We start from the raw sequence: 24,850 nt of genomic DNA on the forward strand, positions 1-24,850 counted from the left end.
TGCACCCCCGTTACAAAATAGTTCCTTCTATTATACCTTTCTAATCGGCTATTTTATATCTACTCTTTTAAAAAGTAGGGAAGTCAAAAGTAAAAGACAAATAATAAGTACGATAGAAATAAGTAATGCGGGAACCACATTTTCAGCTTTGCCCGCAATCAAGTTGTTGCTTACAGATAAAGCAGAATATTTCAAAAGCTCAAGTGCATTCGTATTGATCAAATAATTTACGGCAAATAAGCTGACTAATGAAAAGATAAATGCAATGAAAGGGGACAAAAACAACCCTATCAGCAGCGTAACTGCCATAAACAAAGCAAGATGTAGAAAAATGAATCCAATCGTGGCGATCACCGTTGGCAAATCAATCGTGGAGGAAGAAAAATTCCCATTTCCAACATCAGAGTTTGCTATAAAAAGATAGTAACCGCCACCAGCTGTGAGAGTAAATAAAGCAAATGCACCAAAAGTAGTTGTTAGCAGCGCCAAAAATTTTGCAAAAACAATTGGACCTCGTTTTCCGATACGTAATAGCGTCATTTTTATTTGACCGCTGGAGATTTCTCCCGAAAACTGAAAGGCGGTTATTAAGATCAATAGGATTCCCCAAACACCTAAGGCACTAAAGAAGAGCCATAGGGTGGTAATAAAATCTAAGCAAGCAAATTTTCCATCAGCGGATAAGGCATCCCCAGTAAAAGTCAGCCCTCCAGTTGAAATACCAAAAGCCATAATAGCGACCAAAATTGACGGAATTAGCAGGATCAAACTATTTTTTCTTTTCAATGTTTTAATTATTTCCATTTTGTATATTGTCCAAATCTCCATAATTACTCGCTCCTTTTTTATCTCATTAACTCGATTAACTGTGCTTGTTGGTTGTCAAAATGTTCATTGTGTTCAGAGTAACTAATTACACCATTGCTCAATACCAAGATATTATCCGTCAATTCGCAGACTTCCTGCATCTGATGGCTGGAAAAGAGGATCGCCGTTCCTCGCTCCTGACAAAGCTTTTTCAGCAATTCCTTCACTTCTTCGACACCAATAGGATCAAGGCCGACAAAAGGTTCGTCCAAAATCAACAGGTCCGGTTTTGTGATTAATGAGAGGGCTAAGGCCAACCGTTGTTTCATTCCAAAGGAGAAGTTTTTGACTTTTTTCTTCGCCGCATTACTGAGTTCTACAAATTCCAAGCTTTCTTGAATCAATTGTTTACGTTCTTTTCGTGAAAGGGATTGAATTAACCGAAGGGAAAGTAGTAAGTTATCGTAGGCAGTCAAATCTTCGTAAAACTGTACATCGACAAGTGAGCCAATCTTCATTTTTGTCTCGGTATCCGTAGTATTTAAGTCTTTTCCATTAAAAGTCATTTTTCCATGATAATTTGTGGTAAGACCCAATACACATTTCATTAAAGTGGTTTTTCCTGCACCATTGCGCCCCAGTAATCCTGTGATTTTTCCAGGAAGTAGCTGGAGCTCTACCCCTTTTAAAATCTCGTTTGATCCATAACTCTTCCGCAGATCTTTGATCTCTAAAATCGTTGTTGTCATGTTTTATCCCTCCATTACTTGATAAAAGAAGTATAAAGAGACAAGCTTGCATAGAACCAAACTTAACCTTAAAGTAACCTTACAAATGACAAGTAACGGAAAAACAAAATTCGAAAAATGAAATAAGCGAAATTTATTATTTGTAGTCTTATTTTGGTATAATTAAGGTGATTCATGGGTATGGTTTTACAGATTCTTAAAAATAGTTGGTTGAGATAAAGCGTGAAGGACGAGTATCGTGGGGTGGGAGAAACGATGAAGATATTTTTGATTTTTAGTTTAATAGCTGCAATCGTCATAATCGTTCTGTTTATTAAGCAATCAAAAAAAACAGAGGCGGACGTTGTCACCTATGATTTGATTGTTTCGATAAAGGTAGCGCCCGCGCCTAATATCCTTCAACATCCGAAAATAAAACAAGCAGCAGCTTGGGAAGTATATGGTGAGGGTGTTTTTAAGGGGAAATCCGTTATCACTAAAGAGGAAATGCAGTCGTTGCTGATAAAAGAATTATGTTTATCAAAAGAGGATGTCCTTGTGGTAAATATGAGAGAGCACAAGAAAAAAGAAGTACCTATTAAAGAGGAAGACTAAGACAGTCTTCCTCTTTTTAGTAAACGAAAGATTATTGGACACACAGCCAGGAGCCTATAGCAATGAAAGATAGAGAAAGGATATATAGGACAACACTTGTACATAAGACGATAATCTTTCCGTTTTCACTCAGCAATGTATCTTTATAAAAGAATAGAAATAGCTCGTATTTACGGAAAAGGAAAACACGGCCAGCGACGATCCCAGAGATAATACCAAATAATAGTAAAAAGACTGAAAAGCTGATGAATGACATTCGCTGTAGAAAAATACAAAAGGACAGTACAGTTAAATATACATATTTTTCCAAGATCATCACCTGATTCCTTTAAGGCTTTCGTTTCTTCTTTTATTATACGAAAGAAAGGTGAAGGAGGGACGTTCCATTTTTTTAAACATTTTAAAAAACTAGGGAAAACCGGTGATTGGGTATGTGTAACTAATCAAATCTATTCTTTCCACAAGAGCTCATATTCATAGAAAGCTATTCATCTTTCAAATATCGCCAAAGAGTGGTGCGGCTGATTCCTAATTGTGCAGCTGTCTTGGTTTGATTGCCGTTATTTTGCTCCAAGACATTTAAAATGATTTCCTTTGAATAATCAAACAAAGTTGGCTTTTCCACCTTTGTTTGTAGATGGAAGCTGCCTGAATGAGCAATGGAAAAATTTTGAATCAAGCGTTCTTTTCTAAGCAGCTGAATAACTTGGTGCTCAGAAATATAGTGAGTAGTGGAAGTGATTACCAATTCCTTTATAGCAGTTTGCAATTGGTTAAAATTCCCCGGCCAATCAAAAGCCAAAAACTCCTTCATCGCCTTGGGGTCAAAGCCAATGATGTCTTTATTGCATTCAATATTCATTTTGTTTAATAGCAGAGTTGTGATTACACTTAACTCATGTTTTCGTTCTTTAATCGGTGGTGCGTAGATGCTAGCACAGTTAAGCTCGAAAAGCAATCGATGATAAATTTTCTCTTCGCTGGCGTTATTAGTGTTATAGGTAAACAGCAGATTGTTTCGCTGCAGCAGCTTCGTATTTTTTACAATCGTAATCAGTTGTTCTACATCTCGAATAGAAAGCTGTTCTACATTTTGAAATAGTAATGTGTTATTTTCATCTACCAAAGGGCCATTCGTTGGATTGACGAGAAATTTCCACATTTTCTCATTCATTAGTTTGGTGTCAATTGAAATCAGTTGGTTCGTATGAATTTCTTGATTTAGAAAGGCTTGATAGGCAATACTAGATTTCGCTGTACCTGTCTCACCCACAATAATAAGCGAGTGATAGAAGTTATTTACTTGCTGCAGCTTCTGCTTTGTTTCCTCCTGAATGAATTGTGTAAACATCAGCTTTTTAGTAAACATCTCTGCAACTTCTACTGGCTTTTGATAAAAGATTCCAAAACGATTATTGATGATTGGCGGTGTCGAGAGCTTCAAGGTACAGCTAAAATAAGTTGCATCATCAACGCGAATTTTTTTGATGGTAATCATATAGACGTTGTTTTTATAGGTATGATAGTATTGATTTTCGTCAATGCTGTCTTTTTTTGTGCTTAGAAATTTTGCGATGGTGTTCGATAAATCGTTGGAAACATTGGAGTAATGGACGTGAAATGTCGCATCATAAATGATTAATTCTTGTTTTTGTTGCTTCATACTTTCCTCTAGTACTAATTTGTCATGTTGGACCTTTTTTAAATGCTTTGCGATCGTTAAAGCTTCTTGGTAAGCATGTTTAACACTTTCAAATCCCGATGTGATCAAAATGGTATTGATTGATTTTGTCAAGGCTAAGCGGTTTGTAATGGCATCGCATAAAATCATTTCGTAATTTTCTTCAGCTAAAACATCCAAAGTCATACTCGCATCAGTCTTATCGTCCAGTGTGATGATTTTAATGTTGTAGCCCAAAATATCGCATAATAGGTGAGCCATTTCAGTGATGCTGGCATAGCCGACAATGGCAAAATTTTCTGTGTAATTTCGAGCTAGCCGAATGGTGCCAAGGATATCATAGATGGAAATAGATACATCAATAACTGGAATAGAGACCACCTGTCGAATTAAATCAGCCGTTCCACCACGGGAGATGATGGCATCGTAGTTGTTGTTAAAAAGTTTTGTCGCAATTTGCTGCCCTTCTTTCAGATCAGCAGTATAGATATCCGACTCTACCTCTTTAAATTGTTTGATGACAACACTCATTGAATTGTTTAGCTCTTCGTAAGGAGCAATCCCTAAAATTTTAATTTTTGCTGACATCGTATTCCTCCTAGTGTTTCATATAGTAACAATTATATCTGACTTTTTCTCTAAAATATATTGATAGGGAGAAAACGTTTCAATGTTAAACGGTTTTTTTTATTTTTGAATATCATTGATCGAGTGTGCAGGCTAAAATGAAAACATGAAATTTAAGGTGGTGAACGGATGATAAAGCTGCTAGTGATCGCAGATGATTTTACAGGGGCGCTGGATACGGGAGTTCAATTTTCGAAACAGGGAATTTCGACGCTCGTCTCAACGAATACAGAAATCAATACTAATGAAGTAGATGAAGACATAGAAGTATTGGTGATTGATACAGAAAGTCGCTACCTGAGTAATGATGAGGCTTACAAAATAATCCACGACTTAATTGTAAGCGCTAAAAAAATGAAGATTCCTTTTATTTACAAAAAGGTAGACTCAGCATTAAGAGGAAATATCAGTGCTGAAATCAAAGCTGTTTTAGATGCTAGTCAAACAACTGCGATCCCGTTTTTACCAGCTTATCCCGAAATGAATCGGGTATTGATTAATGGCGATTTATATATCGATCAGGTACTAGTTTCGCAAAGTGTCTTTGCAAAAGATCCTTATGAACCGGTAATTGAAAGTAATGTGCTGCGACGATTAAAGAAAGAGGCAAATATAGAGGGGCAGTTGATAAAAAATCAACTATTGCCAGATATATTAAAGGGTGTTCTTGTCTTTGATGCTGAAAGAGACGAGGATTTAGAAAAGCAAGCCACTCTATTAGAGAAGGCAAACTTACTCTCTATCTCCATTGGCTGCGCAGGATTTGCAAAAGTATTGGCGACAAAGCTTTTTTCTAAAGTGGAGTCCCACGAGTATTCATTGAAGAAGCCGCTTGTGGTGATTTGTGGAAGTGTTAATCCAGTAACCCGCAAGCAAGTCGATTATATTGAAAAAAAAAATTACCCTCGAATTTCCTTAAGACCTCATCAGTTATTGCAACAGAACTATTGGTCCAAGGAAGGAAAAAAAGAAATTGCCGACTATCTGTCATTGCTTGAAGACCAGTCATTGATTCTTTTTGAAACGTTAAGTGAAGAGACTAGTCGAGGAATTGAATTAGTTAGTAATGAGCAAGGACAGGATGTTACGGATTTTCGGTTTAGAATTGGACAAGCGCTGGGGGAACTTACTCAGGCATTATGGTCGGAGCATACGGAGAATACCTTCCTATTCACCGGAGGAGATACACTGTTTCAATCAATGAATGTCTTAGGAATCAATCAGATAAAACCAATCGCTGAAATCAGCCCCGGAGTCGTCCTTTCAACAATTATTTGGCAAGAAAAAGAAAATCAGGTGATTACCAAATCAGGCGGCTTCGGAAATGAAGCACTATTTGAAGAAATCTGTCACTTAACAGAATAGAGAAAAGAGAATATTTAGGAGGAATCGGAATGCTTATAGATTATAGTTTAAAAATGCCGAAAAATATTATTGCTGGCGAACATGCTATCGAACAGCTGGCAGATATTATCGCTAAAAATGTAAAAAAAATCGTGATTTTCACCGATAAAGGAATTCTAGGAGCGGGCTTAGCCGAACAGATTAAGTCATTAATCGAAGAGGTCGGGATAGAGTATACAATCATATCAGAAATTCCCGCAGAGCCTAACTACCATGAAGCGCAAGCGATGGTGGATATCTTCAAAAAGGAGCAAGCAGATTTCATCATCGCTATTGGCGGCGGCAGCGTGATGGATGTGGCGAAACTTGCGTCAATCTTAGCGACGGACGATTATACCGTCAAAGAGCTTTTAGATAATCCTTTATTAGCGAAGAAGCAGGTCCAAAGCTTAATGATTCCAACGACAGCTGGGACAGGATCAGAAGCAACACCTAACAGTATTGTGGGTGTTCCGGAAAAAGAATTAAAAATTGGCATCGTAAATCCCGAAATGATCGCAGATTATGTCATTTTAGATAGTCGAATGATCAAGAACTTGCCAAAACCAATTGCTGCTGCGACAGGTGTGGATGCTTTATGTCATGCGATTGAATGCTTTACCTCAGTGAAAGCCAATCCCATCAGCAATACTTTCGCACTCGAAGCACTTGATTTGATTATGAACAATATTGTTGAAGCTTGTACAAATTCAGAAGCGTTAGAAGCCAAAAGCAAGATGTTGCTAGGTTCCTTCTATGCAGGTGTAGCGATTACTTCTTCTGGTACAACTGCGGTTCATGCGTTGTCTTATCCATTGGGAGGAAAATACCACATTGCTCATGGTGTTTCCAACGCGATGCTGTTGACACCGGTAATGAAATTCAATCAGCCGGCAATCAAGGATCTCTTGGCAATCGCCTATGACCGTGTGATCAAAGATGGGAATAAGGATCTTTCAATAGAAGAGAAATCAGCGTATATGCTGGCGCAGCTGGAAGACATCGTTAACGTGTTAGAAATTCCGACAAGCTTAAAGGAATTTGATGTACCTGCGGAGGATTTGGATGATCTGGTAGCAGCGGGAATGGAAGTGACACGACTATTAGTCAATAACAAACGGGAAGTAACACCAGAAGATGCGAAAAATATCTATTTGGAAATTTTATAGTAGGAATGGAGTAGAAAAAAATGACAGAAATCAAAGGAATCATTTCGCCGATTTTGACACCGATGCATGACGACGAAAGTGTGAATTATGAAGAGCTTAGGGTACAAATCAATCGACTGATCGATGGTGGCGTACACGGAATCTTCGTTTTTGGAACAAATGGCGAAGGCTACATTCTTTCAGAAGAAGAAAAAGTTGAAATCATGAAGGTTGCGGTAGAAGAGGTCAATGGGCGAGTTCTAGTTTACGCATCGACTGGATTGATAGGGACACAGGATACGATCCGCTTGTCACAAAAAGCGAAGGAAATTGGCGTTGACGTACTTTCTATTATTACCCCGTCCTTTGCCGCAGCTTCGCAGGATGAATTGTACACCCATTTTAAAACAGTCGCTGAGAATGTTAATATGCCGATTGTTCTCTATAATATTCCTGCTCGAACAGGAAATGCACTTGCACCAGCCACGGTTGGAAAATTAAGCAAGATCAAAAACATTGTTGGTGTGAAAGATAGCAGTGGGAACTTCGATAATATTTTACAGTATATTGAACAAACACGGGGTCGCGCAGATTTTGCTGTACTCTCAGGCAATGATTCATTAATTTTATGGACCTTGTTCGCTGGTGGTCAAGGTGGGATCGCAGGCTGCTCAAATATCTATCCATTCGTGATGGCACAAATTTATGAACAGTTCTTAACGGGAAACATCGAAGAAGCGAGAACTTATCAAGATTCGGTCCGTTCCTTTAGAGATTGCTTTAAATTTGGTAATCCCAATACGATTGTGAAGCATACGGTTGGTTTACTAGGGTATCCGGTAGGCAAATGCCGTGCACCTTTCAATCAAGTGTCAAATGAAGCAACAGAAGCGTTGAAAAAAGTAATCGCTGAAAATAAAGAAAAAGGAATGAAGTAGGGAAGGGGGAAGTCAATGTGAAAAAAATTATTGGCATTACGATGGGCGACCCTGCTGGGATCGGACCCGAAATCGCAATTAAGGCCTTTAACAAGCCAGAACTATATGATCGCTGTCATCCAATATTGATTGGAGACAAAAGTGTGTTGGCTTACTATTTAGCAAAGCATCCAGAGTTGAAGCTGACAATCCATGTAGTAGAAAAATCAAGTGAAGCGAAGTTCTCCTTTGGAACCATTGACTTGATTGATTTAGCAATCGTAGACATGTCGAATTTTCCAATTGGTGAAATATCCGAGGTTGGGGGCGATGCAGCATTTCAGTATGTAAAAAAAGTCATTGAATTAGCGATGGTCAAAGAAGTCGATGGCACCGTGACCAATCCGTTAAATAAAGAAGCAATGAATGCGGCGGGGCATCATTATGCCGGTCATACCGAAATCTATGCGGACTTAACGAATACGGAAAAATATACCATGATGCTGGCTGATGGCAATTTGCGTGTTGTTCACGTTTCAACCCATGTTTCCTTAAGAGATGCGTGTGATTTGGCAACCAAGGAACGAGTATTGGATGTCATTCGAATCGCTGATCAGGCCTGTAAGAATCTAGGAATCAAGGAACCAAGAATTGCTGTGGCGGGACTAAACCCACACTGCGGCGAAAACGGTTTGTTTGGACAAGAAGAAATCAATGAGATTAATCCAGCGGTTGAGGCAGCCCAAGCGGAGGGCATTCAAGCATACGGATCGCTGCCAGCGGACACTGTCTTTTCTAAAGCAAACGGCGGAATGTATGACATTGTTGTGGCGATGTACCATGACCAAGGCCATATTCCTTTAAAGACATTAGGCTTTGTTTATGATCAGAAGTCTGGCGCTTGGGAAGCTGTTAAGGGTGTAAATATTACGCTAGGATTACCGATTATCCGTACTTCTGTCGATCATGGAACGGCCTTTGATCAGGCAGGTAAATGGACGGCCAGCGAATTCAGTCTTGAAAATGCGATTGATTACGCGATTCGTTTAGCTGAAAACTCGTAGGAGGGTGTGAAAATGATTATTGATGCTGTAGCGAATTTAACCCACTATAACAAGCTATTTCCGGCGATTCCTGAAGCCGTGGAGGCGATGAAAAGTATTCAACAGCAGGAATTTGGCAAAAAATATTTCTTCAAGGGTGGTTACTTCTTCTTTCAAGAAGGGGTGACCAAACCTATCGAAGAAGCGCAATTTGAAGCGCATCGAAAATATGCAGATCTTCAAATTGTCTTAAAGGGCGAGGAGTATATTGCCTGGAATAGACTAGCGGATTTAACGGAGGTTTTGCCCTACGACCCTGAGAAGGATGTACAGAAATTTACAGGACAAAATACTCATAAGATGAAAATCTCGGAAGGCATGGCGTATATTTGTTTCCCTTGGGATGGTCATCAGGCGGTTTTTCATGTGGATCAGCCGCTACATTTTACGAAAGCTGTTATTAAGTTGGAGCTTAATACAAAATAAAAGGAGGAAAAAGAATGACGAAAGAACTACCAAAAGTGAGACAATCTGAACCGAATGGGGTCGTTTATCGGGACGAATTTATGAATATCGATTTTGCATTGATTCCCACAGGCGGAAAAGCGACGGCTCATGCGCCTGCATTGATTGAAACGAAGGATGGCGGCATGCTGTGTGCTTGGTTTGCTGGAAGTTTCGAAGGCAGCGGGGATATTTCTATCGCTGTATCTAAGCTTGACCCTGAAACACAAGAATGGTCTGAAGCAGAAATTGTTTCTCGCGGGGAAGATCGCAGTGAACAGAATCCTGCATTCTTCAGAGCGCCAGATGGCGATATTTGGTTGATCTATACTTCTCAGTTGAGTCGCCAAGAGGGGAAAGACAACATGCAGTTCACCTCTATCATCATGGTTCAAAAATCAACGGATGAAGGTCAAAGCTGGGGTGAACCTGAAGTTCTGTTTAATAAGGAAGGAACTTTTTCTCGGCAAGCGATTCAAATATTAAGTAACGGCCGCTGGATCTTCAGTACCTGGCTATGTGAAGACTCGCCTGAAGGTTTGACTAACGATCCAACAGAGTTCCAAGTTTCAGATGATCAGGGGAAAACTTGGAAAGCGGTTCGGATGCCTGACAGTAATGGCCGGGTTCATGCCAATTTGAATGAGATGGAAGAAGGACATTTAGTCGCCTTTATGCGCAGTCGTTTCGCGGATCATGTGTATAAGAGTGAATCCTTTGACTACGGAGATACTTGGACAGTACCTGAAGCTACCGTCTTACCGAATAATAATGCCAGTGTAAGTGCAATTAAGCTGCAATCAGGTGAAACCGCTTTAGCTTATAATGTGAACGCTGCCAATAATGCTGAGTTTGGTAAAGTTGCCTGGCCAGGCTTACGTAATCCCGTCGCTGTCTCTATTTCCGAAGATCAGGGACAGACTTGGCCGATAGGACGAGTTTTTGAATCGGCGGAAGGCTATATTGGGATCGAAAACAAAACCAATAATTCTCAGCATGAATATCCGACCTTGTATCAAGACAGCAAAGGAATTCTACATTTGGTTTATGCCTATAAAAATCGGTTATGTGTGAAGTATGTACGGTTCACAGTTGAAGAGTTGTTTGGTGAAAAGAGAGAAGCTGAAGGCGTCTATAATCCAACCTCAGGAGAAGGCGTTTAGAAATAGGTGTTCGTGGTTATATAGTGAAAGATTTTTCAAGTTAAGGTTGTAAAATTCCAGCATCAGTGTGTTGCGCTGCAGAGCGACCGCTGCTCAGGACTTAGAATTGCGTTTAGTGGGGCTCCATAAGGCAAAAGCCATTGCCTTGTGGAGCAACAACAAGTGAAAAACAGTTTTATTAAAGGAGAATACAAAAATGACAATACAAATGATTCTCGCCCTGGGTATTTTGATTTTCATGATTGTTTTGATCATGTCAGACAAATTGGCCTTTGGCGCACCCCCGTTGTTAGCTTGCCTATTATTGGTAGTTACTGGTTTATCGACTGTTCAAGAGGCTTTTGCCGGGTTTATTAATTCGAGTGTCGTTATGGTTGCCGGATTTATGGTAGTCATGGCCGGGTTGATGAAAACCACACTGATCAGCCGCGTGCAGTCTGCGATGATTTCGCTGGTGAATCGTGGCGGCTATAAAAGCTATGCCCTTTTATTAATTGTTGTAATGTTGGGTGCCAGTTTGACTGGCTCAGGCTCTACAGGCTATTATGTCCTTATTTTATCCTTAGTATCAATGATTCCTTATAACAAAAAAATGCCTACATCTAAATTGATGATGCCTTTAGGTTTTGCGACGAATCATCCGCTTGTGCCCTTTAACTGCGCGCTTTTTTATGGAGTGACGGTCAGTGTTTTAGAAACGGCAGGCTATAAGGACACGATCTCCATGCCGAAGTTTGCGGTAGTCAATTTTATCTTGGCAATGGGCTTTCTGATCTGGAGTTTGGTTGCTTATCGTTTACTGCCTGATCATGAAATAACAGAGCCAGGTGAAGAAGATAAAACTGAAACTACGGCTACAGAAGTATTGCCAGCTTGGAAAGAAAACACAACGATTGCTTTATTTATTCTTAGTGTAGCTGGCATGATGATGATGAACACACTTGGGGATGCTTCTTATGTAATCCCTGGACTAGCCGGCGCCATATTATTGGTGATGAATGTTTTAGACTTCAAGGAAGTACGAGACAGCATGGGTGCACCAGTAATCTTGATGATGGCCGGAGTTATTGGCGTAGCGGACGCATTAGCAAATACGGGTTTCACCGCAATGATCGGGGACCTTGTAGCAGAAACCTTGGGAACGAATATCCATCCCTTCTTCTTGATTTTAATCTTTGCTTTACTGACGAGTACGTGTGCGACCTTCACAGGATCAAATATGGGATCGGTCTATATTTTCGCACCGATTGCGATTGCTACTAGCATCAGTTTAGGAATAAATCCAGTAGCGGCAGCGACAGCTGTGGTAATCTCTGGTTGGAATGGCGGCTATATGCCGGTTGACGGCATGCCTGCGATGATCTTAGGAATGGGAAAATACAAACTTCCTGAATTTTGGTTGTATTCTGTTCCAATGTATTTAATCCGAATCGTTGCTTTGTGTGTAGGTGCTGTAGTTATGTTCCCATTTAATTAAACGGGCGTAATGATTATTTTACCAAATGAATTATTAAAAAAATGAATCCGCATAAGGGAGTAACTGGCAATGTAGTGTTGTGGCAGCATCACCAATCCTGAAAGAAATTTCTGGTGCTGTCTTAAACGGTGAGACTTGTGTATGTTGAACAAAACATACGCAGGTCTTCTTTTTATATAAAAATTAGGAGGAACGTATGACAGAATCAGTAAAGAAACAAAGTGCAATAGACTTTTATGCTTATTCAGAAGCTCGTGTTTTACAAGATGTGCAATCTTCTATGGTCGGATTGAGTGGGGAAGAAGCTCAGAAAAGATTGCAGGAATATGGAAAAAATGAACTGGCAGAGGGAAAAAAGAAAAGCATTCTCGTGAAATTTTTTGAACAATTTAAGGATTTTATGATTTTGGTTTTACTCGCAGCGGCGATCATTTCGGCGATTGTTTCTCATGAAATCGTGGATTCGATTATTATTTTATTGGTAGTAGTAATTAATGCCCTAATGGGAGTTTTTCAAGAGGCAAAGGCAGAGCAAGCAATCGAGGCATTGAAGCAAATGTCTACTCCAAACGCCAATGTTTTAAGAGACGGGCACACCTTATCTATCAAAAGTGATGAACTGGTTCCTGGAGATATTGTACTATTGGAAGCCGGCGATGTTGTTCCAGCCGATATTCGCTTGTTGGAAGCAGCTTCATTGAAGATCGAAGAAGCTGCCTTAACCGGTGAATCAGTGCCGGTAGAAAAAGAAACAGGCGTTTTGCCGGCTGGCGATATCGGCATTGGCGATCGGATAAATATGGCGTTTTCCAACAGTAATGTCACGTATGGCCGTGGTAAAGGCGTCGTAGTAAACACGGGAATGAGTACTGAAGTCGGAAAAATAGCTGACATGCTGGCGCAAGCGGATGAAACAGAAACACCATTAAAGAATAATTTGAATGATCTTGGCAAATTTTTGACGATGGCAATTATTGCCATTGCGGTTATTATGTTTATTGTAGGGACCTTAATTAATGGGACTTCTTTTGTTGATATGCTTCTGACATCTATTTCCTTAGCGGTAGCGGCAATCCCGGAAGGATTACCAGCAATTGTTACAATTATTTTAGCCTTAGGCACACAAGTGATGGCTAAGCGAAACTCTGTTATTCGTAAACTACCAGCAGTTGAAACGCTTGGCAGCACAGACATCATCGCTTCTGACAAAACAGGAACACTTACTCTGAATCAAATGACAGTAGAGAAGGTGTATGATAATTTTCAACAGAAAGATGCTAAACAAAAAATTGGTTCCGATAATCTAACATTAAAAATCATGAATTACGCGAATGACACAAAAATTGCGCAAGATGGTACGTTGATTGGTGATCCAACAGAAACAGCCTTGGTTCAGTTCGGGATCGATCAGCACTTCGATCTTAAGGAACGTTTGGAACAGGAACCACGAGTAGCGGAGTTGCCATTTGATTCAGATCGTAAATTGATGAGTACCGTGCATCAACTAGCCAACGGAAAATATTTAGTGGCGGTAAAAGGTGCACCCGATGTGCTTATTCAACGAACCAATCGCGCATTTGCAGATGAACAAGAAATTCCGCTGACGGAAAAGCAGAAACAGGAGATTCTATTTAATAATACCGATATGGCGAAGCAGGCTTTACGAGTTCTGGCGATGGGCTTTAAAGTACTTGATGACTACCCTCAAGAACTAACTTCAGAGGTACTGGAAAATGAGTTATGTTTCGCTGGATTAGTGGGAATGATCGATCCTGAGCGAAAAGAAGCGGCGGAAGCTGTTTGGATGGCGAAAGAAGCAGGCATTCGTCCAATCATGATCACTGGAGATCATAGAGACACTGCTGAAGCCATCGCGGTTCGTTTAGGCATCATTCACGCGGGTAATTCTAATGCCGTTTTGACCGGTGCTGAGCTAAACGAAATGAGTGATGAGGAATTCGCGAAACAGGTGTACAATTATTCTGTTTATGCCCGCGTGTCACCGGAGCATAAAGTTCGCATCGTAAAAGCTTGGCAGCAAGAAGGAAAAGTGGTGGCGATGACTGGTGATGGTGTCAACGATGCTCCGTCACTTAAGCAAGCAGATATTGGTATCGGCATGGGAATATCAGGGACGGAAGTATCCAAAGGGGCGTCTGACATGGTTTTAGCAGACGATAATTTTGCTACGATCGTTGTCGCTGTTGAAGAAGGGCGCAAAGTATTCTCAAATATTCAAAAAACAGTTCAGTATTTGCTAGCAGCTAATCTTGGCGAGGTATTGACGTTGTTTATTGCTACTTTATTCGCGTGGGATACATTACTGCCGATCCACTTATTATGGATCAATTTGGTCACAGATACTTTTCCAGCAATTGCGTTAGGGATGGAGCCAGCTGAAAAAGATTTAATGAGTCATAAGCCAAGAGGACGTAGCTCCAATCTATTCTCAGGCGGGGTGTTTAGCAGCATTATTTATCAAGGTATTTTGGAAGGCGGAATTACGCTGTTCGTTTATTGGTTTGCTATCCAAAATCCTGCACATACAGCATTGAACATGCCAGGTCTTTCTGCTCAGGCTTTGTATCAGCTGCAGCACGCCGATGCCTTAACCATGTGCTTTGCGACCCTTGGCTTTATGCAGCTGTTCCACGCATTTAATGTGAAGTCTGTAAAACAATCCATCTTCAAGGTTGGGCCTTTCCAGAATAAAACCTTTAATTGGGCAATTTTACTGTCCTTTGCCTTAATGGGAGTAATCATCTTAGTTCCTGGCCTCAATGATATTTTTCGAGTAGCCTCATTAAACGGTATGCAATGGGGTGTGGTTGCCACAGCCTCCTTCTCAATTATTCCAATCGTTGAAGTTGTGAAGGTCCTTCAGCGAAAATTATCTAGCGAAAAAATTGAAGAAGCCGTGATTGAGTAATTTTTAAGAGTTTCTATAAAGCAAGAAAGCAACGTACTGTTCAGTGTACGTTGCCTTCTTTTTATGCAGTAAGTTGTTTTTTAAGACATACGTATTTTGCTGTACTTGTTCCGACAATTATTGTATTGACGTAAATTTGTTCAATGATCCCTGTTACTTTTTCTCCATGGCAATCATAGGTGGTGATTTTATTTCCAATAACTAATTCCATCAATTACTCATCCCTCTCTGTGGCTATGCTAACATTGAAAGCTAAAACATTCTCTTCAATAATTTATAAGGAAATGAAATAATTAATAGTGCGTTTTACTTGTTATTATTCATTAGTTGAACCAATGAAGCAGACATTTCCTAAAAAATTTTATTGATTTGATAATTTCAGAAGCTTGGAACAAAGAGAAACGCTATAATGGAGATATTATACAAACTTATATAAATAGAGAAGTCTAATTCTCTTTAAATATAGAGGTGCTTTGATGAAATCAAAGGAAAATGAGAAAGAATTGATGGTCAGAAAAGGTATGCCATCTTTGCCAACAAAAACAATGTTGCCACCGGCACTGGCCGAACGGATCGAACGTTATCCAGAAAATAAACGCCGACCTGTGAATAAGACAGTCTTTAAAAATGACTATTTTCAATTAACCTACAATACAAGAAACCATTCGATGGCTATTTCTTCAAAAGGGGATCTTGTTTATTCAGCGATCCCTTATGATACGGCCCGGAACTATATTCAACGAGCGGCGATTCAGTATTTGCTTCATCCAGAAGAAATCCGCCGCTATATCGAACTGCATCAAACAACTGTAGAAAAATATTTGACGTTAAGTATTTTTCAAGTGACCGGCAAGCGAGTGGATGAACAGTCATTTGAAGTAAAGCAGGCCTACAATGCCATTTTACAGAATCCGCTATTGGAAATTCAAATTGCTGGGCGATTAATGCAGCATGATGAAACCGGACCGCTGTCTGCCAATCTAGCAGGAAAATTTCTCTTTAGTGAAAATATTAAAACAGGAATCGCCGGTTATATTTCTGAATACTTGAACTTTGTTGTGCAAGTGGCGAATTCATTGCCTTTAATGATCGACGGGAAAGAAGTACAGTTGCTGGAAAAAGCAGGGCAGGATCAGCAGTTAATCGAGCAAACCTTATCCATTCATTCTGATATTGAATCCGCATTGTCACTATTGCCGAGTGAAGTCAAGCAGGGAATCGAAAATGCCCTCGTTTCAGCAAACGCCACAGGTGTAATTAACACGCAACCTCTTTTACGCTCTGAATATGGCGAAGAATTATCTAGGCTGCGAGAAAATTATATTGCACACAGTGTTCATCCAGACGAGGCTGAAAAATATTTTCAAAATGTCCATTCAACGGAAAATCGTAATCTGATCAATGTGGTTTCTGACATTCATGCCAAAGACGGGAAGCTGCCGTTTCTTAATCGTCACTTCAATATTTTAACGGGGGATGTTTCTGATTCACATGTGAGGGACGAAGAAGTTTCCGGTCTTTATATTATCGGCGGGCATGAGTTAGTGGATGTGCTGCCTGAAACGACGGATCAAACGGATGTACAGTGGGAGAAGTGGCGACCGTTTTTCAATTATGAATGGTTTAAAGAACTGCTGCAGGACCCAGATGAGGCGTGGTATTTATTACCTACAGGAGAACATCCATTCTATGAAGTGGTCGAGGCTGAGCTGGCTGAAAGATTCCCTAAAATGAGTGTGCTGAACAATCAAAGTGTTGTTCATGAGGGCGTTCGTTATATCGGACTTACGATTCCTGTAGCATTGGTCAAGAGAAAAAAAGCGCAGCAGCAATTTATACTAAATTCATTAGAAAAATTATTGGCAGAAGATTCAGAGACTCCGACAGTAATTGTCTCACACGCGCCGTTATTCAATGAGCTGAGTTTGCTTCCCGAAACCAGCGATGCTTACAATAAAGATTACAGCTGTGAAGAGCCGAAAATAGAGAAATTATTTGAACAATACCCGATTATCGGAGTGATTCATGGACATCACCACATTCCTGCTTCCTCACGTCGATTTAAAAAGACTGAGTTTGCTGGGAAACAACTGTTTGTGGTTTGCTCGATTTATTCCAAAGTGAATACTGGATTTGAATTAATGAGTTTACTTTAGGATGAAAAAGAGCACAAATGTCTGTTGCTTAAATAGTTAGATTCAACCTAATTTGAGAAAAGCTTGCCTTCTTAATGAAAAGAAGCGCGAGCTTTTTTGTTGGGGCTAGATTATTTTTAAAGATTGCAAGGGGAAAACTTTTCTGTTGACAATATGTCTAAAAGACCTATAATTAGCACGTTGATATATCTAAAAGACTGAAACATATTTATCGGTAGGGAGGATTACATGTACGATTTACTACTTTTGGGTTCATTGATTTCAGGGGATAAGACCGGCTATAAACTACAAAAAATCGTGGGCTCTGCTTTACAGCCAATGCGTAAAGTTTCCAGCGGTGTATTGTATCCTTCATTAGAAAGATTAGAAAAGGAGGGCCTTGTCACTTCTACCATCTATGAAGACGGAAGAAAGATGAAAATGTGGCATATTACCACAAAAGGCGTCGATCGCTTTATTGAGCTGATGAAAGAAAAAATCCCTTCTGATGCGAAACGCAACGACATGATTCATTTTAAGCTGCGCTCATTAGATAGTGTGACACGATCGGAACAGCTGAATATTTTAGAGGAGTTTCAATTATTTATTGAAAAGGACTTGGCTTTCTATCAAAAAGCCCAGGCGGATATGGTAGAGTATCAAGCACGTTTTCCAGAAAATGTGGAGCGCTTCCGAGTTCTGGCAGAGGCTTATGAACTAGATATTCAACTCGCTTTGACAAAATTAACGTGGATCAAGAAACAAATTGCTGATCGGAAATAAAGGATGATCGATCAAGCAATCGATATTTATAGCTAGTAGGAGTGTTAACAATTATGGAAAATTCTTCAAAAAAATGGTTTTCATTAGTCGCGATGTCTTTGGGCGTCTTTATGGGACTTTTGGACGTTACCGTAGTGAATGTGGCGTTACCAACAATGCAAAAGGCCTTCAATGAACCTTTTACCCAATTGCAATGGGTATTAAATGCGTATACCTTAGTTTTTGCGGTCACGTTATTGATCGTGTCAAAAATGGGAGACATGTATGGCCGGAAAAAGGTCTTTTTAGCTAGTTTAATTTTATTTGTCATTGCTTCTGTAACGAACGGTTTTGCACCGTCATTACTCATTTTAGATATTGGTCGTGGTGTGCAAGCGATCGGAGGAGCAGGGATGATGTCTTTATCCATGGCATTAGTTGCCTCTAACTTTGATGGCAAACAGCGCGGGCTGGCATTAGGAATACTTGGTTCGGTCATCGGCTTGTCTTCTGCTTCCGGTCCATTGGTTGGTGGACTGCTGGTGGACGCGTTTGGCTGGGAATCGATCTTTTTCATTAACTTGCCAATCGGAATTATTGCGGTTTTAATGACGATTCGTTATGTCAATGAAACGCCCAGCTATGGAAGAGACCAGAAAATTGATTTTATCGGAATGCTTCTATCGGCAGCGGCATTATTCAGCGGGATCTACGGATTGATTCAAAAAGAAACCCATATCAGCTTGAACTGGACAAACCCTAAAGTAGGCGGTTGGCTGCTTTTGGCCGTTATTCTTTTAGTGCTGTTCATTGTTGCTGAATCAAAAGTTGAAAATCCAATGATGAATTTGAAGATGTTCAAAAATATCAATTTCATCGGATCTGTTTTAGTCGCTTTTGCTTTAGGTTCTGGAATCTATGCTTTTAATACGTATCTAACTGTGCTTATGCAGAATTATATTGGCTGGTCCGCCTTTGATACAGGTATCCGCCAATTGGCATTGTCTGTTTGGTCATTAATTTTAGGGCCAGTCGTTGGAATTCTTGGAAATAAATTCTCGAAGAAGTGGATGATCGTGGCAGGACTATTAGTCAGCGGTGCTGGATTTCTCTTTTTGATTGGTCAATTGTCACCAACAATGGGCTATGCCCAATTATGGCCAACGCTTGTAATGATTGGGATCGCAAATGGAATTGTTAATCCGGTGTTGAATTCTGCTGGATTAGAAGGGGTGGCTCCTGAAGAAATGGGAATGGCATCAGGTCTGCTGAATGTCTTCCGTCAATTCGGAACCAGTTTCGGGGTAGTGATTTTGGGATTAGTCGAAGCCAATCGCTATGCGGCTGTTGTGAATCAACATGCGACAGCCATACATTTGCCTGAAAAACTAACCAACGCCTTAATCAAAGCAGGGCCATTTTCTGGTCATGAACTTGCTTTTTCTGATGCGTTAAGTAAGGCGCCGTTTGCTCATGAATTGCAAAAGGTTGTAGTCAATGCTTTTGACAAAGGATTGATCCAAATTTGTTATGTTGCTGGAACGATTGTTTTGATCGGTGCAGTTGGTGCGGCGATTTTTATGCGAGAGCGTAAAGAAGTTATTGAGTAAAAATTTCATTGTGGTCTTAAACAGCTTTCGATTTTATCGGAGGCTGTTTTTTGACGTTCTTACTTTTTTTTTGCTATTGTGTTTTATAAGATTAACTATCTATGAAGGAGGGAACAGAGGTTGAATCTAATAATCAAAGACATAGATGAGACAAATTGGCGAGCAGTTGTGGCGCTCTCTGTAGCGAAAAATCAGGAAGAGTTTATCGAAAGTAATGGGCAATCCTTGCTAGAGGCTGCGTACGATGTTTCGCTAAATTGGCGACCATTGGCGCTATATGATGAGAACCAACTTGTTGGCTTTTCCATGATTGGTGCCAAACGAGATGAAAGCATGTGGCTAGATCGCTTGATGATCGATGCGCGCTTTCAGAGAAATGGTTATGGTGGTCTTTTTATACCGTTACTGATTGATTATATGAAGGCACATTATTTGATTAAGCGGATTTATTTAAGTGTTCATGAGGAAAATAAAAAAATAATTCCTTATTATCAGCGTTTCGGTTTTATTGACAGTAATCAATATGATCCTGAAAATGGGGAACGTATCATGTATTTGGAGGTTTAATAAATATATGATTGCCTTTTCAGTGATTCGTTGCTAAAATGAATGGAAAATATGAAGAACTTTTAGCAAAATCGCCGGGTTTTGTTTTGAGTAGCAGTCTACCCATTAGGCCAATGGAGGGTAGGATGCTATTTTTTTGTGGAGGGAATCAAATGAATGAGATCAAAGGGTACGTTACTCGCAGTGTGTTAAGCACGTTGGGCTTGTCGTTGTATATTTTAGCGGATACTTTTTTTATCGCAAATGGAGTAGGGGTGCTGGGATTAGCTGCCTTGAATATCGCTATGCCTTTATTTAATCTGCTGACTGGGCTTGGTCTGTTGCTGGGGATGGGCGGAGCGACACTTTTTGCGTTAAAGGGTGGAAAAGGGAACTATTTTTCTCAACTGTTAATTGTCGGTGGAATCATTGGACTGATTTTTACGCTAATGGGCCTCTTTTCTAGCCGATTCTTGGCGCTATTATTAGGAGCTAGCGGAGCAACGGTGGATTTGACGACGATGTATATGCGTTTCATTTTGGTGATGGCACCATTTTTTATCATCAATAATCTGTGTTTGGCATTTATTCGAAATGATCAAAATCCGCAACTGGCCATGAAGGCCATGATTTGCTCCAGTATTTTTAACATGATTTTTGATTACATTTTCGTTTTTCCACTGAATATGGGCATGGCTGGAGCCGCGTTGGCAACGGTATTGTCCCCTGTGCTCAGTTTGGCTATCTTAAGCACCCATAGAAATTTTTCGAAACGGCGAATTTCGCTGAGCTGGGTGAAGCCTCAATTTATGACAATCATCAAGAGTATTCAACTAGGACTTTCTTCTTTTCTCGCAGAAATGAGTACTGGGGTGAGTATTTTGGTTTTTAATCAAGTGCTGACTGGCTTAGGAGGGGATATCGCCATTGCTGCTTACGGCGTACTAGCGAATATTCTCGTTGTAGCTCTGTCCTTATTCACTGGCGTAGCACAGGGAATTCAACCCTTGATAAGCCGCGCCGTAAGCAAAAAAGAGACGCAGACTGTTCAAAATACATTGAATTTTGGTTTAAGAACCAGCTTTGTGATGGCAGTTGCACTCTATCTGATTCTGTTTTTCCTTAAGTATCCAATCATCTCTGCCTTTAACCGTGAGAATGATCCGATGCTGATTCAGTTAGCGGCGTACGGCATTCCAATTTTCTTCTTGTCTTTATTTGGCTCGTCATTAAATTTAGTATTCAGTATTTTCTTTTCTGCCATTGGTCATGCCAAACAAGCCTTTGCACTAGCGTTGTTTCGTGGATACTTTTTCTTAGTACCACTGGTAATTGTACTCGCAGGAATCTTTGGGTTGACGGGTGCTTGGGTCAGCCTGCCAATCACTGAAGGACTAACGTTGCTATTTTCCTTTTACTTTTTACAGCAGTATCGAAAAACAAACATTAGCCCTGCAAGAATGTAAACAAAAAATCAGCGATAACCTTATAAGGCTATCGCTGATTTTTTTGTGAAGAGCGTGTTTATGAGAACAGTTGCATTAAGAATCCTGAGATAATCAATACAAGAGCCCCACCTAAACGGTTACCCATTTGAGCAAAGGCGATTAATTCCATTCTGTTTGCAGCAGATAACACGGCTACGTTTCCTGTTCCGCCCATCGAGTTGTTACATAAGCCAGCGGTGATTGTTGATTCGATTGGGTATAGTCCAAACAAACGGCCTACAAATCCAGAAACAAGTGAAATAACCACCACACTGGTTAAACATAAAACAACAAATTGCCAGGTTAAAGCAGAGGCCAAAACATTTAAGTTCAGCAAAGCAATACCGATACCGGCAAGAACTGCGGCAGTAAGATTTTTAACAATTAAGTTGTTGAACATGATGGCTGCATCTTCATAATATTCAGGTAGGATATTCGTAATTTTACAAATAACGACAATGATAATCATGAAGGCATAGGCATGGATTTTTGGAACAAAGAAGTTACAGATTTGACCTAAGATGAAGAAGGATAGCGCAACCATCAAGCCAACACCAAGCTGAGCAATGTCGGGTTTTACTTCCCGAGGTTTGCCATCGCCAAGGTCTCCTTTTTCCATCAATTTACCATTACCGTTTAATTTTGGTAACGACTGGCCTGCACGTGAAACTAAAGCGGCACCGATAATTGCTAAAACATTCGTCATCGCTGTTGCAGGAATTAAACGAGAAATAATGGATGAAGCATCCGTTCCTAGAACATGCGCATAAATTGTTGATAATGGGACGGCACCTGCACCGACACCACCAGCCATAGCGGGTAATGAGATGTATAAAACAGAATTAGCAAAACCATTACCGATCAGCATGCCGACGATTCCTACGGCGAAGAAAGAAACAACCATTGAAATAAGAGCGACAGGAATAAAACGAACAGAGGCTTTCATCAATAATTTACGGTTCATCCCAAGAATACTACCTGTAATCAAAGCGGCAATGTAAAAATCCAAGAAGCCCATATTGGTTACAAAGTTTTCTGTCGATTTAACAACAGCATCAGGTAAGATACCAAAGGTTGCAATCGCTGCAGAGGCGAAGATCGCAAAAACAGATCCACCACCTAAGTAGCTCTTGACGATAGGAATTTTGTTCCCAATAAAATGAAATAAGTTCCCGAAAATAACTAAGATAGCGATTGGCCCAATCATATTTGTTGGTAATTTTCCTAAGGCCATTGCTACGATCAAAACAACGACCATGATCAAGTAAATAGGCAGGCTAACACCGGAAATTTTTGTTGACCAGAAGCCGGTCTTTTTTTCTTCAACTGGCATTGCAGTTGATGTTTCTTTTTGTGCCATTATTAAAAGATCCTTTCTTTAGTAAAGCGATGTTTAATCCCATAAAAAACGGGAGTAGCATTTTATCTACTCCCGTATTCAGAGAGTGTTTCTATTTATCTAATAAACCAAGTAATGAGAGAGGGATGAATGGTTTAGACTAATCTTGGTATTCAGGGACCCATTTAGCAGCTTCGACAGCGGCTTTGACGTCAGTGATTTCCTCACGGTTTAGTTGTTGATCAACAACAGAGTTTGCGACTGTTTCAGCAATGATTTGTGAAAATTCAGTAATTTTTGCTACTGGAGGCAAGATAGATGCACCTGGTTTTGTCACATCAACGATACCGCCTAATGCACGACTTGCTTGAGAAATAATTTCATCATTTACGCGAGTAGAAGTTGAAGCGATCAAGCCTAAACCTAGGCCAGGGTACATTAAAGCATTGTTTGCTTGACCAATTTGATAAGTAACCCCATGGTATTCAACATCATCAGCAGGAATCCCAGTTCCGATTAATGCTTTACCATCTGTCCATTCGATCAAATCTTTTGCTGTCGCTTCAGCTAATTTTGTTGGATTTGATAAAGGCATAATGATTGGACGAGCAGTGTGGGCAGCCATATCTTTAATGATTGCTTCACTGAAAGCTCCAGGTTGCGTAGATGTACCGATCATAATTGTCGGATGGATTTCTTTTACCACAGCTTCTAAGTTTGTTAATGCTTCGCTGTTTGTAAATTCAGCACGTTTTCTAGCAAATGGGATTTGACCAGGTGTCAAGCCTTCAGTATCTTCAAACAGTAGTCCTTGTTTGTCGACTTGATAGAAGTGTTTCCGGGCTTCTTCTTCCGGTGTACCTTGACGAACCATTTCTTTTAATAAAATATTTGCGATACCAACTCCTGCGGTACCAGCACCAAAGGTTAAGATTGTTTGGTCTTTCAATGCTTCACCAGAAATATTCAATCCGCCTAGAACACCAGCAAGTACGACAATCCCAGTTCCTTGAATGTCATCGTTAAAAGTGGTGATCTTGTCTTGATATTTTTCTAAAATGTTAGCGGCATTGCCCCGACCAAAGTCTTCCCAGTGTAATAGCAGTTCAGGGAAAAGATCTGTTGCAGCTTCAACAAATTGGTCAATAAAGTCATAGTAAGTATCGCCTTCAACACGTGCATGACGATTCCCTAAATAAAGTGGATTATTCAATAATGTTTCATTGTTTGTTCCAGCGTCAATAGAAACAGGTAATACTTGTGCAGGATTGATACCAGCTGCAGCAGTATAGACCATCAATTTACCAATTGCGATATCTACACCGTTAACACCCCAGTCTCCCATTCCTAGAATACCTTCTGCATCAGTCACAACGATCAAGCGAATGTCACGGCCGTCTGCAGCGTTTTTTAGGCTGTCTTTGATGCTTTCTGGATCATCGATTGATAAGAAAGCAGCGTCTTGTGGTTCAACGAAGATTTCGTTGTATTGTTCGATGGAATCCGCAACCACTGGATCGTAAACGATTGGCATGAATTCAACTAAATGTTGCCCCATTAATTTGTAGAACAATGTACGGTTTGTGTTGAAAATGTTCATTAAGAAAATCCGTTTTTCTAAATCAGATGGTTTGCTTAGGTATTGTCCATAAGCTTGAACAGATTGTTGTTCAAGTGTTTGAACAGTGCTAGGAAGCATACCTGTGATGCCATATTTTGTCCGTTCTTCTTTTGTAAAAGCAGTCCCTTTGTTTAAAAAGGGATTATTCAATAGGTTTAAACCTTTAAGCATAAATAAATCCTCCTATAAATTTGATTGCTAGCGCAGTATAAAAGGAGAGGAAGTTTATAGTCAAAATATTGGGTAACAATAAATATTGTTTATATGAGAGGTTTTGATTATCTTGTTAATGAATGTATGGAAACGAAAAGATTTGTTCGCTTATCCT

The 24,850-nt window shown here is 40.0% G+C and carries 20 protein-coding genes; 14 read left to right on the plus strand and 6 right to left on the minus strand.

The features are described 5' to 3' along the window. Positions 1 to 48: 48 nt before the first annotated feature. Together IGI50_RS16845 and IGI50_RS16850 are read right to left on the minus strand one after the other, a co-directional pair. Positions 49 to 828 carry an ABC transporter permease gene (locus IGI50_RS16845; RefSeq protein WP_438777772.1) on the minus strand — a complete coding sequence of 260 codons (780 nt, stop codon included), beginning with the start codon at positions 826 to 828 and terminating at the stop codon, positions 49 to 51. A 17-nt stretch (positions 829 to 845) separates the two neighbouring features. Then, on the minus strand, positions 846 to 1,556 hold the full coding sequence (locus tag IGI50_RS16850) for an ABC transporter ATP-binding protein (protein WP_438777773.1): 711 nt from the start codon (positions 1,554 to 1,556) through the stop codon (positions 846 to 848). Between the two features lie 255 nt (positions 1,557 to 1,811). On the opposite strand from IGI50_RS16850, the gene IGI50_RS16855 reads away from it, so the two are divergent. Beyond that, positions 1,812 to 2,150: a hypothetical protein gene (locus IGI50_RS16855; protein ID WP_438777774.1), complete on the plus strand. Its 339-nt coding sequence runs from the start codon at positions 1,812 to 1,814 to the stop codon at positions 2,148 to 2,150. A gap of 484 nt (positions 2,151 to 2,634) precedes the next feature. On the opposite strand, the gene IGI50_RS16860 is transcribed toward IGI50_RS16855, so the two are convergent. Then, a complete protein-coding gene (locus IGI50_RS16860; protein ID WP_438777775.1) occupies positions 2,635 to 4,419 on the minus strand; it encodes a PrpR N-terminal domain-containing protein in 1,785 nt (594 codons plus the stop codon). Positions 4,420 to 4,587: 168 nt separating this feature from the next. Between IGI50_RS16860 and IGI50_RS16865 the strand changes: the two genes are divergently transcribed. The 8 genes from IGI50_RS16865 to IGI50_RS16900 all read left to right on the plus strand — a co-directional run bounded on the left by IGI50_RS16865 (position 4,588) and on the right by IGI50_RS16900 (position 15,022). Beyond that, positions 4,588 to 5,823 carry a four-carbon acid sugar kinase family protein gene (locus tag IGI50_RS16865; RefSeq protein ID WP_438777776.1) on the plus strand — a complete coding sequence of 412 codons (1,236 nt, stop codon included), beginning with the start codon at positions 4,588 to 4,590 and terminating at the stop codon, positions 5,821 to 5,823. 29 nt (positions 5,824 to 5,852) lie between these two features. Then, a complete protein-coding gene (locus IGI50_RS16870) occupies positions 5,853 to 7,010 on the plus strand; it encodes an iron-containing alcohol dehydrogenase (protein ID WP_438777777.1) in 1,158 nt (385 codons plus the stop codon). 20 nt (positions 7,011 to 7,030) lie between these two features. Continuing rightward, on the plus strand, positions 7,031 to 7,927 hold the full coding sequence (dapA, locus tag IGI50_RS16875; RefSeq protein ID WP_438777778.1) for a 4-hydroxy-tetrahydrodipicolinate synthase: 897 nt from the start codon (positions 7,031 to 7,033) through the stop codon (positions 7,925 to 7,927). Positions 7,928 to 7,968: 41 nt separating this feature from the next. Then, the gene (pdxA, locus tag IGI50_RS16880) at positions 7,969 to 8,970 is read left to right on the plus strand and encodes a 4-hydroxythreonine-4-phosphate dehydrogenase PdxA (RefSeq protein ID WP_438778431.1); all 1,002 of its coding nucleotides are present in this window, start codon (positions 7,969 to 7,971) and stop codon (positions 8,968 to 8,970) included. A gap of 12 nt (positions 8,971 to 8,982) precedes the next feature. Continuing rightward, positions 8,983 to 9,435 carry a YhcH/YjgK/YiaL family protein gene (locus IGI50_RS16885; protein ID WP_438777779.1) on the plus strand — a complete coding sequence of 151 codons (453 nt, stop codon included), beginning with the start codon at positions 8,983 to 8,985 and terminating at the stop codon, positions 9,433 to 9,435. 14 nt (positions 9,436 to 9,449) lie between these two features. Then, the gene (locus IGI50_RS16890) at positions 9,450 to 10,616 is read left to right on the plus strand and encodes a sialidase family protein (RefSeq protein ID WP_438777781.1); all 1,167 of its coding nucleotides are present in this window, start codon (positions 9,450 to 9,452) and stop codon (positions 10,614 to 10,616) included. Positions 10,617 to 10,812: 196 nt separating this feature from the next. Beyond that, positions 10,813 to 12,093 carry an SLC13 family permease gene (locus IGI50_RS16895; protein WP_438777782.1) on the plus strand — a complete coding sequence of 427 codons (1,281 nt, stop codon included), beginning with the start codon at positions 10,813 to 10,815 and terminating at the stop codon, positions 12,091 to 12,093. Positions 12,094 to 12,289: 196 nt separating this feature from the next. Next, complete coding sequence (locus IGI50_RS16900; RefSeq protein ID WP_438777783.1) at positions 12,290 to 15,022, plus strand: cation-translocating P-type ATPase; 2,733 nt, start codon at positions 12,290 to 12,292, stop codon at positions 15,020 to 15,022. A gap of 61 nt (positions 15,023 to 15,083) precedes the next feature. Here IGI50_RS16900 and IGI50_RS16905 read toward each other — a convergent pair whose 3' ends face one another. Beyond that, on the minus strand, positions 15,084 to 15,236 hold the full coding sequence (locus IGI50_RS16905) for a hypothetical protein (protein WP_438778443.1): 153 nt from the start codon (positions 15,234 to 15,236) through the stop codon (positions 15,084 to 15,086). A 262-nt stretch (positions 15,237 to 15,498) separates the two neighbouring features. Here IGI50_RS16905 and IGI50_RS16910 point away from each other — a divergent pair, with 262 nt between their 5' ends. The 5 genes from IGI50_RS16910 to IGI50_RS16930 all read left to right on the plus strand — a co-directional run bounded on the left by IGI50_RS16910 (position 15,499) and on the right by IGI50_RS16930 (position 21,541). Beyond that, complete coding sequence (locus IGI50_RS16910) at positions 15,499 to 17,178, plus strand: metallophosphoesterase family protein (protein WP_438777784.1); 1,680 nt, start codon at positions 15,499 to 15,501, stop codon at positions 17,176 to 17,178. A 228-nt stretch (positions 17,179 to 17,406) separates the two neighbouring features. Then, positions 17,407 to 17,940, plus strand: coding sequence for a PadR family transcriptional regulator (locus IGI50_RS16915; protein WP_010743728.1), 534 nt, complete (start codon positions 17,407 to 17,409; stop codon positions 17,938 to 17,940). 53 nt (positions 17,941 to 17,993) lie between these two features. Continuing rightward, on the plus strand, positions 17,994 to 19,529 hold the full coding sequence (locus IGI50_RS16920) for an MFS transporter (protein ID WP_438777785.1): 1,536 nt from the start codon (positions 17,994 to 17,996) through the stop codon (positions 19,527 to 19,529). 120 nt (positions 19,530 to 19,649) lie between these two features. Further along, complete coding sequence (locus IGI50_RS16925) at positions 19,650 to 20,096, plus strand: GNAT family N-acetyltransferase (protein ID WP_438777786.1); 447 nt, start codon at positions 19,650 to 19,652, stop codon at positions 20,094 to 20,096. Between the two features lie 152 nt (positions 20,097 to 20,248). Further along, on the plus strand, positions 20,249 to 21,541 hold the full coding sequence (locus IGI50_RS16930) for an MATE family efflux transporter (protein WP_438777788.1): 1,293 nt from the start codon (positions 20,249 to 20,251) through the stop codon (positions 21,539 to 21,541). A 58-nt stretch (positions 21,542 to 21,599) separates the two neighbouring features. Here the strand turns inward: IGI50_RS16930 and IGI50_RS16935 are convergent, their stop codons facing one another. Next, complete coding sequence (locus IGI50_RS16935) at positions 21,600 to 22,922, minus strand: 2-hydroxycarboxylate transporter family protein (RefSeq protein ID WP_010743724.1); 1,323 nt, start codon at positions 22,920 to 22,922, stop codon at positions 21,600 to 21,602. 139 nt (positions 22,923 to 23,061) lie between these two features. Beyond that, complete coding sequence (locus IGI50_RS16940) at positions 23,062 to 24,693, minus strand: malolactic enzyme (protein ID WP_438777789.1); 1,632 nt, start codon at positions 24,691 to 24,693, stop codon at positions 23,062 to 23,064. Positions 24,694 to 24,850 lie beyond the last annotated feature (157 nt).

It is taken from the genome of Enterococcus sp. DIV0170 (genome assembly GCF_051710765.1).
Lineage (GTDB): Bacteria > Bacillota > Bacilli > Lactobacillales > Enterococcaceae > Enterococcus_A > Enterococcus_A raffinosus.

What these genes read in the sequence shown, in the direction of transcription:
- IGI50_RS16915 (WP_010743728.1), top strand. Translation starts at nt 17,407, where the DNA reads ATGTACGATTTACTACTTTTGGGTTCATTGATTTCAGGGGATAAGACC.
- IGI50_RS16850 (WP_438777773.1), bottom strand. Translation starts at nt 1,556, where the DNA reads ATGACAACAACGATTTTAGAGATCAAAGATCTGCGGAAGAGTTATGGA.
- IGI50_RS16855 (WP_438777774.1), top strand. Translation starts at nt 1,812, where the DNA reads ATGAAGATATTTTTGATTTTTAGTTTAATAGCTGCAATCGTCATAATC.
- IGI50_RS16845 (WP_438777772.1), bottom strand. Translation starts at nt 828, where the DNA reads ATGGAGATTTGGACAATATACAAAATGGAAATAATTAAAACATTGAAA.
- IGI50_RS16895 (WP_438777782.1), top strand. Translation starts at nt 10,813, where the DNA reads ATGACAATACAAATGATTCTCGCCCTGGGTATTTTGATTTTCATGATT.
- IGI50_RS16870 (WP_438777777.1), top strand. Translation starts at nt 5,853, where the DNA reads ATGCTTATAGATTATAGTTTAAAAATGCCGAAAAATATTATTGCTGGC.
- IGI50_RS16920 (WP_438777785.1), top strand. Translation starts at nt 17,994, where the DNA reads ATGGAAAATTCTTCAAAAAAATGGTTTTCATTAGTCGCGATGTCTTTG.
- IGI50_RS16910 (WP_438777784.1), top strand. Translation starts at nt 15,499, where the DNA reads ATGAAATCAAAGGAAAATGAGAAAGAATTGATGGTCAGAAAAGGTATG.
- IGI50_RS16930 (WP_438777788.1), top strand. Translation starts at nt 20,249, where the DNA reads ATGAATGAGATCAAAGGGTACGTTACTCGCAGTGTGTTAAGCACGTTG.
- IGI50_RS16885 (WP_438777779.1), top strand. Translation starts at nt 8,983, where the DNA reads ATGATTATTGATGCTGTAGCGAATTTAACCCACTATAACAAGCTATTT.
- dapA (WP_438777778.1), top strand. Translation starts at nt 7,031, where the DNA reads ATGACAGAAATCAAAGGAATCATTTCGCCGATTTTGACACCGATGCAT.
- IGI50_RS16860 (WP_438777775.1), bottom strand. Translation starts at nt 4,419, where the DNA reads ATGTCAGCAAAAATTAAAATTTTAGGGATTGCTCCTTACGAAGAGCTA.
- pdxA (WP_438778431.1), top strand. Translation starts at nt 7,969, where the DNA reads ATGGGCGACCCTGCTGGGATCGGACCCGAAATCGCAATTAAGGCCTTT.
- IGI50_RS16865 (WP_438777776.1), top strand. Translation starts at nt 4,588, where the DNA reads ATGATAAAGCTGCTAGTGATCGCAGATGATTTTACAGGGGCGCTGGAT.
- IGI50_RS16940 (WP_438777789.1), bottom strand. Translation starts at nt 24,693, where the DNA reads ATGCTTAAAGGTTTAAACCTATTGAATAATCCCTTTTTAAACAAAGGG.
- IGI50_RS16890 (WP_438777781.1), top strand. Translation starts at nt 9,450, where the DNA reads ATGACGAAAGAACTACCAAAAGTGAGACAATCTGAACCGAATGGGGTC.
- IGI50_RS16900 (WP_438777783.1), top strand. Translation starts at nt 12,290, where the DNA reads ATGACAGAATCAGTAAAGAAACAAAGTGCAATAGACTTTTATGCTTAT.
- IGI50_RS16935 (WP_010743724.1), bottom strand. Translation starts at nt 22,922, where the DNA reads ATGGCACAAAAAGAAACATCAACTGCAATGCCAGTTGAAGAAAAAAAG.